The following is a 15,652-nucleotide window of genomic DNA, read 5'->3' as shown; positions in this document are numbered from 1 at the left end:
CATGGATTATGTCTTTTTGGTTCTGATTTTCCTGGCCGTCCTGTTCCTGTTGTTGGGGAGCGGTGTTTGGGTCGGTATTGCCATGATGGGCGTCAGCTGGGTTGCGCTCGAACTGTTCTCGAATTCCAGCACCATCGGTCAGGATATGGTCAGCCAGATCTGGTCTGCCTCGAAATCCTGGGAACTTGCTGCCCTGCCCATGTTCATCTGGATGGGTGAGATATTGTTCAGGACCCGACTGTCCGAGGACATGTTCAAAGGCCTGAGCCCGTGGATGGCGCGCCTGCCGGGCGGATTGGTCCATGCCAATATCGTCGGGTGTACCGTGTTTGCCGCCGTGTCCGGTTCGTCGGCCGCGACCTTGACCACTGTGGGCAAGATGTCGATCCCGGAACTGCGCAAACGTAACTATCCCGAAACCATGACCATCGGGACGTTGGCCGGGGCGGCGACCTTGGGTCTGATGATCCCGCCATCGCTGACGTTGATCGTCTATGGCGTTACCATTGATGGCGTGTCGATCATCAAATTGTTCTTTGCCGGAATCGTTCCCGGTCTGGTTCTGGCATCCATGTTCATGGCCTACGTCGCGATCTATTCCAAAGTGTCGAAATCATGGAACCCGGATCAGGAAACCGGCATGACATTTATGGAAAAGCTGAAGAATTCTCGGTTCCTGATCCCGGTAATACTCTTGGTGGTGATGGTGATCGGGTCAATGTACCTGGGCTTTGCGACTCCGACCGAAGCGGCCGCGTTGGGCGTCGTCGGTGCCTGGGTTCTGGCGATCGCGCAGGGGTCACTGAATTGGCAGACTTTCCGTGATTCCACCATTGGGGCGGTGCGGACCTCGGCGATGATTGCATTGATCCTGGCGGGATCGGCGTTCCTGAAATTCGCGATGGCCAAAACCGGTCTGCCCAAGGAGCTGGCTGAAATGATTGCCAGCTGGGAGTTCTCGCGGTTTGCGTTGTTGATGGTGCTTTTGGTTTTCTACATCATCCTAGGCTGTTTTCTGGATGGGATTTCGACTGTGGTGCTGACCATGGCCGTGCTCGAGCCGGTGGTGCGGACCGCCGGGATTGACCTGATCTGGTTCGGGATCTTCATCGTTGTCGTTGTGGAAATGGCACAGATTACACCGCCGATCGGGTTCAACCTATTTGTGATGCAGGGAATGACAGGGCATGAGATGGGGTACATCGCTCGGGCTGCGATCCCGATGTTCCTGATCATGGTGTTGATGGTGTTCGTTTTGATTGCCTTCCCGGAACTGGCCACATGGTTGCCTGATAACCTCAGACAGAGATAGCGGTGGCATGATCATTGATCTCCTTGGCAGGGTCGCCCGGTATGGGCGGCTCTGTCTGGTTCTGGGTTTGCTGGCTGGGTTGATCTTGCCAGGGGTGGCGGCGGTGATGCGCCCCTGGATCCCCGAGCTGGTTTCGCTGCTGCTGTTTTTTACTGCGTTTCGTGTCGGTTATCGCGACGCAACGGGGGTGGATCTGAGCAAGGCGTTTGGCCAGGTCCTCATCTTGCAATTGGCGCTGCCGGTGGGGGCAGTGTTGATGTTGATCGGCCTGGATCTCGGGCTGGGGCCTTTGGCAATGGCCGTCGTTCTGGTTTTGGCGGCACCGTCCGTCACCGGTGCCCCAAACTTTACCATTCTGGTGGGCGGTGATCCGGCCCGTGCCTTGCGGGTCTTGGTCCTGGGAACCGCACTGTTGCCGGTGACGGCATTGCCGGTGTTCTGGTTGCTTCCGCAGATCGGTGATCTGCAGGACGTGCTTTGGGCTGCGGGGCGATTGACCCTGGTTGTTCTCAGTGCTGTGGCGCTGGGGTTTGCAGTCCGTCAACTGGCTGCCCCGGATCTGGGTGACCGTGGGCGGGCGGGGCTGGATGGGCTGACATCCATTGTGCTGGCCGTCATCGTTGTCGCGTTGATGTCGGCCATTGGCCCTGCGTTTTCTGAGAGCCCGCTGGGGTTGTTTTGGTGGCTGAGTGTTGCGTTCGCCGTGAACTTTGGCATGCAGGTCGCATATTTCACGCTGTTGACAGTGCTGGGGCAGGATCGCAACGCTATCCCGATGGGGATTGTCGCTGGAAATCGCAATGTCGCGCTGTTTCTGGTGGCGCTGCCGCCAGAAACCACAGAACCACTGTTGATCTTTATCGGCTGTTATCAGATCCCTATGTATCTGACACCCATCCTGCTAAGGAGGTTTTATGCCCGTGCACTTTGCTCAGACTGAAGGCTTCCCGATGATCCGGACTGTTGGTGTTCAGGGGATGCTCGTCACCTTTGCCGATCAGATGACCGAGGCATCGAACCGGGCGACGCTGGCATTCCGCACTGCGATCGAACAGCTGGACTTGGAAGGGGTTATCGAAACCTCAACCTCGTTGGCATCGGCCTATGTCCGGTTCGACCCTCAAAGCCTGTCGCACGCCCGTCTGCATGACTGCCTGTCCACGCTGCTGGATGCCAGAGATTGGTACGCAGCCGAGCTTCCTGTTGGCCGCCGGTTCTGGAGGGTGCCGACCGTCTATGGGACGTCTCGCGCACCACAATTGGCAGAGGCTGCCGACCTTGCAGGGATGAGCGAACACCAGGCGATCGAGAGCCTGAGCTCCTCGCGCGTCCGTGTTCTGACAATAGGGTTCGCGCCGGGGCAACCCTATCTGGGCCCGCTGGGGAAGGAATGGAACATCCCGCGCCAAACCGAATTGACGCCTTTGGTTCCGGCCGGAGCGCTGGTGCTGGCAATCAGTCAGTTTGTGCTGTTCTCGTCGTCCACTCCGACAGGATGGCGACATGTCGGACAGACGGGATTTGGAATATTTCAGCCCAAGGCGGCAACTCCTTTTGCCCTGCGGGCCGGGGACGAGCTGCAGTTTGACGCCGTCACCGAACAGGAATTCGGGCGCATTTGCGAACGGGATCCATCCTTTGGCGGGGCGACAGCCACGGAGATCAGAGCATGAGCGCGCTAAAGGTTCTGCGGATTGGCCCAGCGGTCACGATCCAGGACATGGGGCGGCCGGGGTTGTTGGGTCAGGGGGTGTCTCAGGGAGGAGCTGCTGATGTCCGTGCTCTTGCCGAAGGGGCGGCTCTTCTGGCGCAGCCCGTGACCCATGCCGCGTTGGAAATGGCGGGTATGGGCGGCGATTTTCAGGCCACAGCCCCGCTGCGTATTGCCCTGACCGGCGCAGTGATGAGCGCGTCGATTGATGGCGAACCCGTTTCCTGGAATGCCTCTCACCCGCTGGGGGTCGGACAAACCCTGTCGATTGGTGCCGCGCGTCGTGGCGTTTATGGGTATTTGCATCTGGGCGGTGGGATCAACAGCCCGGTTCTGTTGGGCGCGCGTGCCGTACATCAGTCTGCGGGCCTGGGGCACGCGATCCTTGCAGGCGATGAAATTCCGGTCGGACCGGACAGCGGGTCGGAAACAGGTCTGGTTCTGGCTGTTACACCCCGGTTCGACGGAGGTGAATTGCGGATTGTCGAGAGCTTTCAGTCGGCTCTGTTTTCGCAGGCCATACGAGACAGATTTGCGGGCACTGTGTTTCAGCGGGGCAGTCGTGCCAACCGGATGGGGGTCGAGCTGGTCAGCGAGGGGGTTGGATTTTCTGCCGAAGGCCAATTGAATATCCTGTCCGAGGTAATCACCCCCGGTGATGTCCAGATGACGGGGGACGGCAAGCCTTTTGTCCTGCTACGAGAATGCCAGACGACAGGGGGGTACCCTCGGATTGGGACTGTTCTGCCATGTGATCTGCCCCGTATCGCACAGGCGCAGCCCGGCGCATCGCTGCGGTTCAATTGGGTCACGTTGGACGAAGCGCTGGCAGCGGAAGAACGATTTGAAAAAGAGCTCAAGGATCTGCGTCGGGCCTGCCAACCGCTTGTGCGCGATCCGGCCGACATTGCGGATCTATTGGCCTATCAATTGGTTGGTGGGGTGATTTCGGCCAAGGCCGATCCGTTCGAAAAGGAAAGCTGATATGAACATGACTGTCGATTTGAACGCCGACATGGGCGAGAGCTTTGGCCCTTGGAACATGGGCGATGATGCGTCGCTGTTGGACATTGTGACTTCGGCCAATATCGCTTGCGGGTTTCACGCGGGCGATCCGGATGTCATGGCCCGGACAATGTCCCGGGCGCGGGACAATGGCGTCGGGATCGGTGCGCACCCGGGATTTCTGGATCTTCAGGGGTTCGGGCGGCGCAAGATGCATGTGCCCCATGATACGCTGCGCAACATGATCCGATATCAGTTGGGTGCGGCAAAAGGCATGGCGACGGCCGTTGGGACCCAAGTCCGTCACTTGAAGCTGCACGGCGCGATGTCGAACATGGCCTGCGTTGATCACGCCATGGCGCGCGCCTGTTACGAGGCTGCACTGGATGTTGATCCGGATATCATCATCATGGTTCTGGCAGCCACGGCGATGGAAGAAGTGGTGCGGGACCTGAGATGCAATTGGTGCGGTGAGATCTTTGCGGATCGTGCCTATAATGATGATGCAACACTGGTGGACCGGTCCCTGCCTGGTGCGGTGATCCATGATCCCGAAGCTGCGGGTCCACGAATATTGGAGATGGTGCGCGAAGGTGCCATCATCACCGAAAGCGGCAAACGCATTCCAACGGCCATTGATACCATTTGCCTGCACGGGGACACCGCCGAAGCGGTTGAATTGGCGAAATCCGTGCGCAGCAGTCTGGAGTCCGGTGGCGTGACCGTCCAAAAATTCCAAGGACGCAAAAGTTAGGTGGCTTCGCTGAGAATGAGCGCAGCCACCTGCGTGGCCGAGTTCACGCCCAGCTTGGCCCAGGCTCGCCGTCTAAGGGTGCGCACAGTGTTCTCTGAAATACCCAACTCCAGCGCGGTTCCCGCAACAGTGACCCCCTGAAGAGCAAAATCGCAGATTTCAGCTTCGCGCGGTGTCAGATGTCCAAACAGTCCAGAATCCCGGTCGCGCAGGGCTGAAACACGTGCGGTTGGTGGTGTGCGCAGCCCCATCGACCCGGTGATCCGGTGCCGAAGGCCAATCAGCTCATGCACCAGCGGCAGAACCCGTTGCAGCCGCTCCATTTCAGTATCGGTGATCCAGCCTGCTTTCTCTCCTCTGAGCAAAAAGGTCTGAAGCCCGACGCGATCGGTCCAGGAAGATGTGGTCACCCGTTCGATTACCCCGTCGCGAGCATAGATCGGGCTGAGCGGGTCACTCGGATCGGGTCGCCACCGCTCGATTGTCAATCCATAGTCCCGCGATGCACGGATCCGGTCCAGGATACTGTCGATCAACCTGTCATCGGACAGGATTACGTTGGCGTTTCGGTTGAACCAATAGCCACTCATGTCTCCGCCCCAGAAGGACAGGACAGGTTCGGGGCGGGACATGTCCGCCACATGGAATGTGCCGATATTGGCGATATCGGCGGCCCGGCGAACATAGTCCAGCAACCGGTTGGCAAAGTCCGGCGTTGGGACCGCAGCGACCAATGCGGCCACGTCATCCCGGGGCAAAGGGCGGGGAGGAAAGTTGTCATCCATTCGGGTGACAGATTGACCCCAAGAGTTTGCGATAGTCAAGGAGACCACAAATTCAAGCGACTCGGTGGACAGCCAGACATGCCCCAGCTTTTTTCGACCCGGAACCGCCCCTTGCACATGGGGCCATTTCCTCTTGAACGATTGATGCGTGGACCCGTGCCCGACTTGGACGCGGTTCCCCCATTTCACCCGTTGAATTTCCGCCGTCCCGACATGCCGACCTCGATCGTCAACGCAATGGGGGAATACCAGGCGATGATGGATGCAATCCGACACGGGCAGGTAAACCCTGCGCGAGCCGGCTGTCCCGAGTCCCCGTTAGCGCGCGCCAACCACATCAAGGCCTTTGGTTATTTCTCTGATGCCAGCATGGTCGGAATTGGCCCGCTTCCCAATGCGGCGCGTCTGGAGCAACCATATCGCAACCCGGACATTGACCGACTGTCCCATGATCTGAAAACGCGCCAGACCAAAACCCTGGCTTCGGGTATTGATATGATCATGGCTGACCTCAAGGATGCGATGAACGCGCCCTCGACCACGATTGATGCCCACACCCACGCTATCGTTTTTCTTTACGACATGCCGCGGGATCCTGGGGTCGATGAAATAGGCTGTGATTGGTTGCAGGATGCCCAGCACCATCGGGCCTGTTTGCGGGCGACCGAGACAGCAGTGGTGATCGCAAATTACATCCGGCTGTTGGGATGGGATGCCAAAGCCCACACTGCGACCACCTCGGATGTGGACCTGAACAAGGTGACGGTGGCGGCGGGGTTGGCCTCGGTAAGGGGCAGCGAACTGACCAACCCCTATGTTGGGGCGCGGTTCGGCGTGGCTGTGGTGACCACTGATTTCGATCTGGCCCACGACAGGCCGCTCCTGCCGCCGGACCAGCAGCCGATATTGCAGATCAAGGGGCCGCGCTGGTGGGTTGGTGCAGGGTCGCGGCGCTCGGCTTTGAACAGAGATCCCTATGAAAAGCGTGCTTTCAGGGATGGGCCGCATCCTTTCGAAACCCTCTCGCGGGTGGATACGCCGACCACGTATATAGATGAACCCAATGTCGCCCGTGTTCCCAAACGCGCCGATATGTTCGCCCGGGCTCAATTTGGAGACATGGGTAAGGCCAATCAGGAGGCGGCCAAGGGCGGTCACTACGCCCGCAAGGCAGCACCATCAATGGCACAGCGAAGGATGCTGGGTGCCTTTGTTCTGTTGCAGGACGGAGCATCGGACGCTGGGCCCCGTCCGACGGATGCGGTCCGAAATGCTGCCAATATCAAGGCCGCCAGTTATTTCCTGGGCGTGGACGCGGTTGGGATATCGCGTTGCCCAGACTGGACCTGGTATAGCCACGATGCGACCGGCACGCCGATTGAACCAGATCACGACCAGGCGATCAGCATGATCATTGATCAGGGTTTCGAGACCACTGATGGCACGTCGGGGGATGATTGGATCGCGGTGGCTCAATCCATGCGGGCCTATCTGCGGTTTTCCCTTTTGGGGGGAGTTATCGCACGTCAGATCCGCAACTTGGGCTACAAGGCCAAGGCCCATACTGTTTTGGACGGTGAAGTGTTGCAGCCTCCACTGTTGTTGCTGAGTGGTCTGGGCGAGGTGAGCCGCATTGGTGAAGTGATCCTGAATCCGTTTCTTGGACCGCGTCTAAAGTCGGGTGTTGTGACCACAGATATGCCGCTGACACACGATAAACCGATCGATTTTGGCCTGCAAAATTTTTGTAGCAGCTGCAACAAATGTGCCCGTGAATGTCCGAGCGGTGCAATCACTGCTGGTCCCAAGTTGATGTTTAACGGGTATGAGATCTGGAAATCGGACAGCCAGAAGTGCACCACGTATCGGATCGGAACACCGGGCGGGGCCATGTGTGGCCGGTGCATGAAAACCTGCCCGTGGAATCTGGAGGGATTGTTTGCCGAGGTTCCGTTTCGATGGGCAGCGATGAATTTCCCCAAGACGGCTCCGGCTCTGGCCAAATTGGATGATCTGGTTGGCAATGGTGAGGTCAACCCAGTCAAAAAGTGGTGGTGGGATCTGGAGTTGGACACCGCAGGCGCGTATCAGCCCACGCCCAATCCAGTAAACACCCGCGCCCTGCAAAAGGATCTGACGTTGAATTTCGCCGATCAGACCCTGGCGGTCTATCCAGCTCCTTTGGCCCCGCACCCCTGGCCTTACCCTTTTCCCATGGACCGCGAGGCCGGGATCGAAGCCTATCAAGCTATGATCACGGCCGAGGAGTATCAATCCCGACGGGCGCGAGGCGAGACTGGGGCCTGGGAACATCGCTATGAAAACGATGGCGAGAGCCCGGTGTTGCAAGTGGTTGTCGCCAAGGCCGAGCAGATGGGAAGCGACGTGGCCAAATTCGAATTTCGTGCGATTGATGGGACCGACTTACCTGAATGGACGGCAGGGGCGCATCTGGATATTGTGGTGGCACCTGAATTCCTGCGTCAGTATTCCATGTCCGGCGACCCTGCGGATCGGTCCAGATATCAGATTGGCGTGTTGCGCGAAGACAAAGGACGCGGCGGGTCGCTGTTGCTGCACAGAATCTTTGCAGAGGGGCGCAAGGTTTTCATCTCGAAGCCGATCAATCATTTTGCTCTGGAGGAAGCGGCGCAGAAAAGTTTTCTCATGGGGGGTGGGATCGGGATCACGCCAATGATGGCGATGGCGCATCGGCTGTATGCGCTGGGCGCGAAATTCGAAGTTCATTACTCTGTCTCATCCCGTGCAAGTGGCGGGTTTCTGTCAGATTTGGAAACGGTGCCTTGGGCCGATTGCGTGACGCTGCACATCTCGGACGAAGGCAGTCGGGCGGATCTGGATGGAGTGCTGGCAGGGTATCAATCCGGGTGGCATGTCTACACCTGTGGACCTGATCGCTACATGGCGTCAGTGCTTGATGCCGCTGAACGGCAAGGTTTCCCAGAGACGGCTCGGCATCTCGAGTATTTTTCGGTACCCGAGGTGCCCGACTATGAAAACCGGCCGTTTGTCTTGAAGCTGGCCCGTTCCGGTCAGGTGTTGCAGGTGCCCGCCGACCAGACTGCTACGGATGTTTTGGCTGCAAATGGCATTCATATCGACGTCAAATGTTCTGACGGGATTTGCGGTGTCTGCAAATGCGGGCTGATCTCGGGCGAGGTGGAACACAGGGATTTTGTTCTGTCTAAAGCTCAGCGAGAAGGGGCTATTATCCTTTGTCAAAGCCGAGCGGTTGAAGAGGGTGGGGAAATCACCGTTGATCTTTAATGAACGCGATGGGCTCCCGCCCGTCACAGGGGTCTCATTCGAGACCCCGTTCCCGTTGGGCGTGGCATTGCACCCTAAAGGTGCAATGCCACGCCCAACAACCGAAGATGGTCCCGCAAGGGAGCGTCGCCGGTTGGCGGGAGCCCACCGGTGTTGAACGACAGACTGGGATACCTGGCGCGATGCCTAATGCCAGGTGTCCGGTAAATCTTCTTTACGCTTGGCCATAAAGGAGAGCAGTTCATCGTTCACCGCGGGGTCCAAGATTGGGGCTTCATACTGCTCCAAATCGCGTTTCCATTTCTGATTGGCGCGCTGCACCATGTCTTGGCTGCCTCGGTCGCTCCAAGTTTCGAAATTTTGCTTGTCTGACAGCACAGCGTCATAAAATGCGTCCTGATAATGCCGCATCGTATGGCCGCAGCCAAAGAAATGTCCACCAGGGCCCACTTCGCCAAAGGCATCCATGGCAAAGGCCTCATCGTCAAAGGGGAGACCTTTGAGAAAGATGTGCAAAGAGCCCAGGTAGTCCGCGTCCATGACCAACTTTTCGTAGGACATGGTTAACGCTCCTTCCAACCAGCCGGCCGATTGCAGAACGAAATTGGCACCACTCATCACGGCTGCCTGCAAAGCTGTCACGGATTCCATCATTGACTGTGCATCTGGCAGTTTTGACGCTGAAAACGCACCCGAACAGCGCAACGGCAACCCTATGCGGCGCCCCAACTGCCCGGCCACATAAGACCCAAGAGCGGCTTCGGGTGTGCCAAAGGTAGGCGACCCGGATTTGAGGTCCACGGTGGTGACGAAATTGCCGAAAATGACCGGAGAACCCGGGCGGGCCAATTGTCCCAGTGCGCTGCCGACCAACACTTCTGAATAGGCCTGGGTCACCGCGGCGGTCATGGATACCGGAGCCGTTGCGCCGCCCAGCACAAAGGGCACAATCACGGGGCATTGGTTGGCTTCGGCATATATTCGGATTGCACTGGACATGGCGTGGTCAAAAACCAGCGGGGAGTTCATGTTGATATTGGCCATGATTACACAGTTTTGATCGACAAAGCTGGCTCCAAAGGCGATGCGAGCCATGGCGATGCTGTCTCTGGCCCGCTCAGGAGCCGTGACAGACCCCATGAAGGGTTTGTCCGAGCAGGTCAGGTGGGCATACACCATGTCCAGGTGGCGTTTGTTCACTGGCAGGTCCGTGGGTTCACAGATTGTTCCGCTGGAGTGGTGCAGCCAGGGGGACATATAGGTCAGCTTGATCAGATTTTCGAAATCCCGGATCGTGCCATACCGGCGCCCGTTGTCCAGATCCCGAACAAATGGCATGCCATAGCCGGGGCCAAAAACCACGTTGTCGCCACCGATCTGGATTGATCGCGCGGGGTTGCGGGCGTGCTGGGTAAACGAGGGCAACGCCGATGCGCGCAGGATCTGACGCAGGTGTCCCGGCTCGAACCGGACCCGTTCGCCTTGAACATCCGCCCCGGCGTCATGAAACAAGCGCAGGGCTTCCGGGTCGTCTACAAACCTGACCCCGATTTCTTTGAGGAGTTGATCTGACCGCGCCTCGATCAGATCCAGGCGGTCTTCGCTCGCCAGATCATAGGTCGGGATGAGTCGTTTGGCACCAGTGATGATCTGTGGGGCCGCCAGGGGCGGTGAGTTTCGCCGCCTTGTCCGGCGTGGTCGGATCGCATCCATGTCAGGCCTTTCTTTGGATTGAAACAGCCTGTTCGGCCGTTGTCCTGCCGCTTGTCCGTAAACGACCATGCGTCGGTATTGGACCTGGTCTCACGCGGATGTGTCGCGGTGCGACCTGATAGCAGAATGGAGGTGCAGGGATTGAATTATATTCTAAAATATGCATATGAAGTGGTGAACACGCGCCGGATAAGGATATCGCCATGTTGAAATTGGGATTTGCGATAATGATGGGGGTCTTGATCCCCACAGTGATTTCGGCACAGGAAGCGCTGACGCCTGTCATGGTGACCGAATGGAAGGCGGTTTTCGCCAAGGTGGAACCGCGAGATACAGTTCCGGCGCGGGCCCGGATCGGTGGAACGCTGATTGAGCTAACCGTTGAAGAGGGCGATCAGGTGGAACGTGGTCAGGTGTTGGCCAGGATCCATGATGAAAAGCTGGCGCTGCAACTGCAGGCCGTCGAGGCCCAGATTGCTGCGCTGCTTTCGCAACTGGGAAATGCAAAGACCGAACTGACACGGGGCGAAGGCTTGCTGGAACGTGGTGTCACGACGGCCCAGCGTCTGGATGCATTGCGCACACAGGTCGCGGTTCTGGTCAGCCAGATCGACGCTCAGCAGGCACAGAAGCAAGTGGTTGAACAGCAGGTTGCCGAAGGGTCGGTGTTTGCACCTGTGGCAGGGCGGGTTCTGGATGTGCCTGTGACCAGCGGCGGTGTTGTGATGCCGGGTGAGCCGGTTGCGGTCTTGGCGGGGGGCGGGTTGTTCCTGCGGCTTGCGGTGCCGGAACGTCATCGGGTCGACCTCAAAGAAGGTGCCACGATCCGCGTGGGCAGCGGAACAGTGCAGGAGGGGCATCTGGCCAAGGTCTATCCACAGATTGAAAATGGCCGTGTGATTGCAGACGTCGATGTCCCGGAATTCGATGCCGATTTCGTCAACGCGCGGGTCCTGGTGCATTTGCCGGTTGGTCAACGCGCGGCGCTGTTGGTGCCGTCAGATGCGGTTTCCTCTCGCATGGGGTTGGATTTTGTGACGGTGCAGCATGACGGCGGGCAGGTCGAGCGCGCCGTGGTGCTGGGAGAAATTGTGGACGAACGGACCGAAGTGCTCAGTGGTCTGTCCGCTGGGGACCTGGTGGTGATCAGCCATGAGTGAACGCAAGCAACCTGCCTTGGGAATGGCCGGGGCGCTGACCCGGGCTTTCATCCAATCCCCGTTGACACCCCTGATGATCCTGGCGGCGCTGGCTGTTGGGTTGGTGTCCCTGATCAGCCTGCCACGCGAGGAAGAACCACAGATTTCGGTCCCTCTGGTTGATATTCATGTTCAGGCACCTGGGCTGGGGGCCGAAGATGCAGTCAAGCTGGTGACCGAGCCGCTGGAAACCATCGTCAAGGCGATCAATGACGTCGAACATATCTACAGCCAGACCCGAGATGACTATGCGATGGTTACGGCCCGGTTCCTGACGGGCACTCCGGCCGACAGCGCCATTCTGCGAGTGCATGACAAGCTGCGCGCGAATATGGACCGGATCCCGATGGGAATTGCCGAGCCTCTGGTGGTTGGCCGGGGAATTGACGATGTAGCCATCGTTTCCCTGACCCTGACGCCAAAACCGGGGTACGAGGCCCAGTCCAATGAACTGACCCGCGTCGCACGGGAATTGCAGGTTGAGGTGGCAAAAATCCAGAATGTGGGCCTCACCTATATCGTTGGTGAAGCTCAGGAGATGATCCGGATTGCCCCGGATCCCGAGCGGTTGGCGCTGTACGGCGTGACGCTGCAACAGCTGGCGGGCAAAGTGCAGGCCGCCAATCAGGCGTTTTCTACCGGACTTGTTCGGGACGGTGGCCAACAGATTCCGCTGGTCGCGGGTGAAACGATGACTGCGCCTGCAGATATAGGCAACCTGGTCTTGACGGCACGCGATGGCCGCCCGGTTTATGTGCGCGATGTTGCCGACATTTCCTTTGTTCCGGATGGGTCTGACCAAATTGTGGCGAATGTGACCCGGGATGAGTCCGGGCAGGCTCTGCGCACACCGGCAGTGACACTGGCCATCGCCAAACGGGCCGGGGCCAATGCGGTGGTCGTGGCAGAAGAGATCCTGCATCGGGTCGAGATGCTGAACCACAGGTTGGTTCCCGACGGGATCGGAGTGACGGTCACCCGGGATTACGGCGAAACCGCGGATGAAAAGGCCAATGAACTGTTGTTCCATTTGGGATTGGCTACGGTGTCAATCGTGGGGTTGGTATTTTTTGCCATAGGTTGGCGCGAAAGTATCGTGGTGGCCGTGGTCATTCCTGTGACAATCCTGCTGACGCTGTTTTCGGCCTGGATCATGGGCTATACGCTGAACCGGGTGTCGCTGTTTGCGTTGATATTTTCGATCGGAATTTTGGTTGATGACGCCATCGTGGTGATCGAAAACATCGCCCGTCATTGGGGGATGAAGGATGATGCAAATCGGGTGACCAAGGCGATCCGAGCTGTGGCCGAAGTGGGGAATCCGACAATCGTCGCAACGCTGACCGTGGTCGCCGCGTTGTTGCCGATGCTGTTCGTAAGCGGTCTCATGGGCCCCTATATGAGCCCAATCCCCGCCAATGCCTCGGCGGCGATGATTTTTTCGTTTTTTGTGGCCGTGATCATTACGCCATGGTTGATGATCAAGATCGCCGGAGGGGCACCGGTGCATCATGACGAAGGGCAGGGGGGACGGCTGGGCCGGATATATACCGCCGTGGCGGCCCCGGTGTTGAAGACAAAAGCTCGGTCGGGGTTGTTCCTTTTGATAGTGGCCACGCTCAGCTTTGGGTCGATGGCGGCGCTGTACACCCGAGACGTGACGGTCAAACTGCTGCCCTTCGATAACAAGTCGGAACTGTCGGTGGTGATTGATTTGCCCGAGGGGGCGTCGGTCGAGGCAACGGATGCGGTGGCGCAGGATGTGGCCACGGCCCTGTTGAGCCTCTCCGAGGTTGTGTCCTTGCAAACCCATGCTGGCGCGGCGGCACCGTTCAACTTCAATGGTCTGGTGCGTCACTATTATTTGCGCGCTGAACCCCAATTGGGCGAGGTGCAGGTCAATTTGGCCCCAAAACACGATCGTGACCGTACCAGTCATGAAATTGCGCTCGAGATCCGGGGGTTGCTCCGTGAACTGGAGGTGCCGGCTGGCACCAGTTTGAAAACGGTTGAACCGCCTCCGGGGCCGCCAGTGATTGCGACTTTGCTGGCCGAAGTTTACGGGCCGGATGCCAGCACGCGGCGCGCGGCCGCCGCGCGGATCCGTGCGGCCTTTGAAACCGTTCCTTATGTGGTGGATGTAGATGACAGCTTTGGTGAACCGGCACGGCGGTTAAAGGTCAAAGTGTCCTCGGATCAGCTCGAATTCTTTGGCGTAGAGGAGGGCGACGTGTTCTCTACCGTTGGTCTGCTGAACGGCGGACAGACTGTGGGGTATTCCCATCGTGGTGATGGGCGCCGTCCAATTCCGATCCGGGTTGAACGCGACAAGGCCGATCGGGTGGTGGATGAACGTTTTCTGACCACTCCGATTCCGGCCAACGTGTTACCGGGCGCGCGCGGTGTGGTGGAATTGGGCGATGTGGTCCAGGTGAGCGAGGAACAGATGTCCTTTCCCATCTTCCGACACAATGGGCGCGCGGCAGAGATGGTCACCGCCGAATTGGCCGGAGATTTTGAAGCCCCCTTGTATGGTATGTTGGCCGTGGCCGATGCGTTGGATCAGATGGAGTGGAAGCAAGGCGAGAAACCTGTGATCGCCATGCATGGCCAGCCCGAAGACGAAAGTCATGTGACCTTGTTGTGGGATGGCGAATGGGAGGTGACGTTTGTGACCTTCCGCGACATGGGCGCGGCGTTCGCGGTGGCGTTGCTGGGGATCTATATCCTGGTGGTTGCGCAGTTCGGATCGTTCAAGTTGCCGTTGGTGGTGTTGACGCCGATTCCCTTGACCTTTCTCGGGATAATGGGCGGGCATTGGTGGTTCGGAGCACCCTTTTCGGCACCGTCAATGATCGGGTTCATCGCATTGGCAGGGATCATCGTGCGCAACTCGATCCTGTTGGTGGATTTTATTCGTCATGAAGGAGATCCGAAGAAACCGACGATAGACGTGCTGTTGGCCGCGGGGGCCATTCGGTTCAAGCCGATCCTGCTAACGGCGGTGGCGGCTATGATCGGCGCAGTGGTGATCCTGGCCGATCCGATTTTTCAGGGGTTGGCGATTTCCCTGCTGTTCGGGCTACTGTCATCCACATTGCTAACTGTTCTGGTCATCCCGGCGATCTACCGGATTTTCAAAACCTGAGCGTGCTCTTACTCTCGTTGAGCTCCCGCCCGCCTGCCAGGCATCACAGATGCCAGGCAGGCCGTTGGGCCAGGCAGCGCGCCGATGGCGCGCTGTGGTCGGCGCAGTGTGGTCGGATTGGCCGAAGCCTGCTATAGATTGGCGAACCAGTCGGGGAGCTGAGTGCGGGCCTCGAACCGCAGCGAACGGGTTCGAACAAGTCCGTTCTTTGGGTCGCGCAAGGGGGATTGCAAAGCTGCCCAGGCCTGATCCCGGGCCTGATCCCAGGGCAGTTCCGGCAATTGGGTGGCCCGCAGTATTTTTTGTTTGCTCAATCGGTCTGCCTTGCGCCACGCAGTTCCGGGCAATCCCTTTCCCTTGCTCCGTGCGACTTCCTTGCGCACTTCGTTTGTGCTCCATAAGACGTCGAAATTCGCATATTTGAGATGGGCCAGATACACACCGGGCGGCATCACAAAGGGGTAGCTCTCTACCAGCTTGGAACGGATCTTGATTCCGTGACGTTTCAGCCCAATTCGTTTTCGAACTGCCCAGGCCTTGGAGTAGTGACCGCTGAAGACCGCGGAACGTCGATGGTTCAGGGCCGATGTGCCATCTGGGATCGGGGAATCCGTCGGGGATTCAAAAACCTCCAGCCCCAAGGCAAAAAGAGCGTCGCCGGAGTTTTGCGAAAACAGATCCTCAAACCCTGTGAACAGCTGTGGGTCCAGGCAGATCAGTTCATCCGCATCGGTCCG

The 15,652-nt window shown here is 58.5% G+C and carries 11 protein-coding genes (1 of these 11 only partly in view); 8 read left to right on the top strand and 3 right to left on the bottom strand.

The genetic code is table 11. The annotated features are described in order from the left end of the window. The first annotated feature begins 1 nt into the window (after nt 1). From QEZ52_RS18960 to QEZ52_RS18940, 5 genes are read left to right on the top strand one after another with little or no spacing between them, the layout of a single operon-like run. Nucleotides 2-1,312, top strand: a complete 1,311-nt coding sequence (locus QEZ52_RS18960; RefSeq protein ID WP_406646130.1) for a TRAP transporter large permease — start codon at nt 2-4, stop codon at nt 1,310-1,312. Nucleotides 1,313-1,319: 7 nt separating this feature from the next. Next, entirely contained in the window at nt 1,320-2,252 is a 933-nt protein-coding gene (locus tag QEZ52_RS18955) for a hypothetical protein (RefSeq protein ID WP_406646127.1), read from the top strand. Next, complete coding sequence (locus tag QEZ52_RS18950; RefSeq protein ID WP_406646125.1) at nt 2,227-2,985, top strand: allophanate hydrolase subunit 1; 759 nt, start codon at nt 2,227-2,229, stop codon at nt 2,983-2,985. Before QEZ52_RS18955 ends, QEZ52_RS18950 begins: the two co-directional genes overlap by 26 nt. Next, nucleotides 2,982-4,007 carry a biotin-dependent carboxyltransferase family protein gene (locus tag QEZ52_RS18945; protein WP_406646122.1) on the top strand — a complete coding sequence of 342 codons (1,026 nt, stop codon included), beginning with the start codon at nt 2,982-2,984 and terminating at the stop codon, nt 4,005-4,007. The genes QEZ52_RS18950 and QEZ52_RS18945 overlap by 4 nt, the downstream gene beginning before the upstream one ends. 1 nt (nt 4,008) lies before the next feature. Continuing rightward, nucleotides 4,009-4,782 carry a LamB/YcsF family protein gene (locus QEZ52_RS18940; protein WP_406646120.1) on the top strand — a complete coding sequence of 258 codons (774 nt, stop codon included), beginning with the start codon at nt 4,009-4,011 and terminating at the stop codon, nt 4,780-4,782. Here the strand turns inward: QEZ52_RS18940 and QEZ52_RS18935 are convergent. Next, entirely contained in the window at nt 4,779-5,567 is a 789-nt protein-coding gene (locus QEZ52_RS18935; protein WP_406646118.1) for a helix-turn-helix transcriptional regulator, read from the bottom strand. The genes QEZ52_RS18940 and QEZ52_RS18935 overlap by 4 nt on opposite strands. A 78-nt stretch (nt 5,568-5,645) precedes the next feature. On the opposite strand from QEZ52_RS18935, the gene QEZ52_RS18930 reads away from it, so the two are divergent. Then, entirely contained in the window at nt 5,646-8,855 is a 3,210-nt protein-coding gene (locus tag QEZ52_RS18930; RefSeq protein WP_406646116.1) for a 2Fe-2S iron-sulfur cluster-binding protein, read from the top strand. A gap of 186 nt (nt 8,856-9,041) precedes the next feature. Here the strand turns inward: QEZ52_RS18930 and QEZ52_RS18925 are convergent, their stop codons facing one another. Continuing rightward, a complete protein-coding gene (locus QEZ52_RS18925; protein WP_406646113.1) occupies nt 9,042-10,568 on the bottom strand; it encodes a trimethylamine methyltransferase family protein in 1,527 nt (508 codons plus the stop codon). A gap of 203 nt (nt 10,569-10,771) precedes the next feature. Between QEZ52_RS18925 and QEZ52_RS18920 the strand changes: the two genes are divergently transcribed. Together QEZ52_RS18920 and QEZ52_RS18915 are read left to right on the top strand one after the other, a co-directional pair. Further along, entirely contained in the window at nt 10,772-11,728 is a 957-nt protein-coding gene (locus tag QEZ52_RS18920; RefSeq protein ID WP_406646111.1) for an efflux RND transporter periplasmic adaptor subunit, read from the top strand. Next, the gene (locus tag QEZ52_RS18915; RefSeq protein ID WP_406646109.1) at nt 11,721-14,915 is read left to right on the top strand and encodes an efflux RND transporter permease subunit; all 3,195 of its coding nucleotides are present in this window, start codon (nt 11,721-11,723) and stop codon (nt 14,913-14,915) included. Before QEZ52_RS18920 ends, QEZ52_RS18915 begins: the two co-directional genes overlap by 8 nt. Before the next feature lie 131 nt (nt 14,916-15,046). On the opposite strand, the gene QEZ52_RS18910 is transcribed toward QEZ52_RS18915, so the two are convergent. Continuing rightward, nucleotides 15,047-15,652, bottom strand: the 3' portion of a protein-coding gene (locus QEZ52_RS18910; protein ID WP_406646107.1) for a glycosyltransferase family 2 protein. The gene runs 258 nt beyond the window's last position; the window shows 606 of its 864 coding nt (coding positions 259-864); its start codon lies off the right edge, out of view — the gene reads right to left on this strand; it ends in the stop codon at nt 15,047-15,049.

Origin of the sequence: Aliisedimentitalea scapharcae, from assembly GCF_045277565.1 — a bacterium.
Taxonomy (GTDB): Bacteria; Pseudomonadota; Alphaproteobacteria; order Rhodobacterales; family Rhodobacteraceae; genus Aliisedimentitalea; species Aliisedimentitalea scapharcae.
Note: the sequence above shows the minus strand (reverse complement) of the source record. Positions and strands in the feature narration are given on the sequence as shown.

What these genes read in the sequence shown, in the direction of transcription:
- QEZ52_RS18960 (WP_406646130.1), top strand. Translation starts at nt 2, where the DNA reads ATGGATTATGTCTTTTTGGTTCTGATTTTCCTGGCCGTCCTGTTCCTG.
- QEZ52_RS18955 (WP_406646127.1), top strand. Translation starts at nt 1,320, where the DNA reads ATGATCATTGATCTCCTTGGCAGGGTCGCCCGGTATGGGCGGCTCTGT.
- QEZ52_RS18950 (WP_406646125.1), top strand. Translation starts at nt 2,227, where the DNA reads ATGCCCGTGCACTTTGCTCAGACTGAAGGCTTCCCGATGATCCGGACT.
- QEZ52_RS18945 (WP_406646122.1), top strand. Translation starts at nt 2,982, where the DNA reads ATGAGCGCGCTAAAGGTTCTGCGGATTGGCCCAGCGGTCACGATCCAG.
- QEZ52_RS18940 (WP_406646120.1), top strand. Translation starts at nt 4,009, where the DNA reads ATGAACATGACTGTCGATTTGAACGCCGACATGGGCGAGAGCTTTGGC.
- QEZ52_RS18935 (WP_406646118.1), bottom strand. Translation starts at nt 5,567, where the DNA reads ATGGATGACAACTTTCCTCCCCGCCCTTTGCCCCGGGATGACGTGGCC.
- QEZ52_RS18930 (WP_406646116.1), top strand. Translation starts at nt 5,646, where the DNA reads ATGCCCCAGCTTTTTTCGACCCGGAACCGCCCCTTGCACATGGGGCCA.
- QEZ52_RS18925 (WP_406646113.1), bottom strand. Translation starts at nt 10,568, where the DNA reads ATGGATGCGATCCGACCACGCCGGACAAGGCGGCGAAACTCACCGCCC.
- QEZ52_RS18920 (WP_406646111.1), top strand. Translation starts at nt 10,772, where the DNA reads ATGTTGAAATTGGGATTTGCGATAATGATGGGGGTCTTGATCCCCACA.
- QEZ52_RS18915 (WP_406646109.1), top strand. Translation starts at nt 11,721, where the DNA reads ATGAGTGAACGCAAGCAACCTGCCTTGGGAATGGCCGGGGCGCTGACC.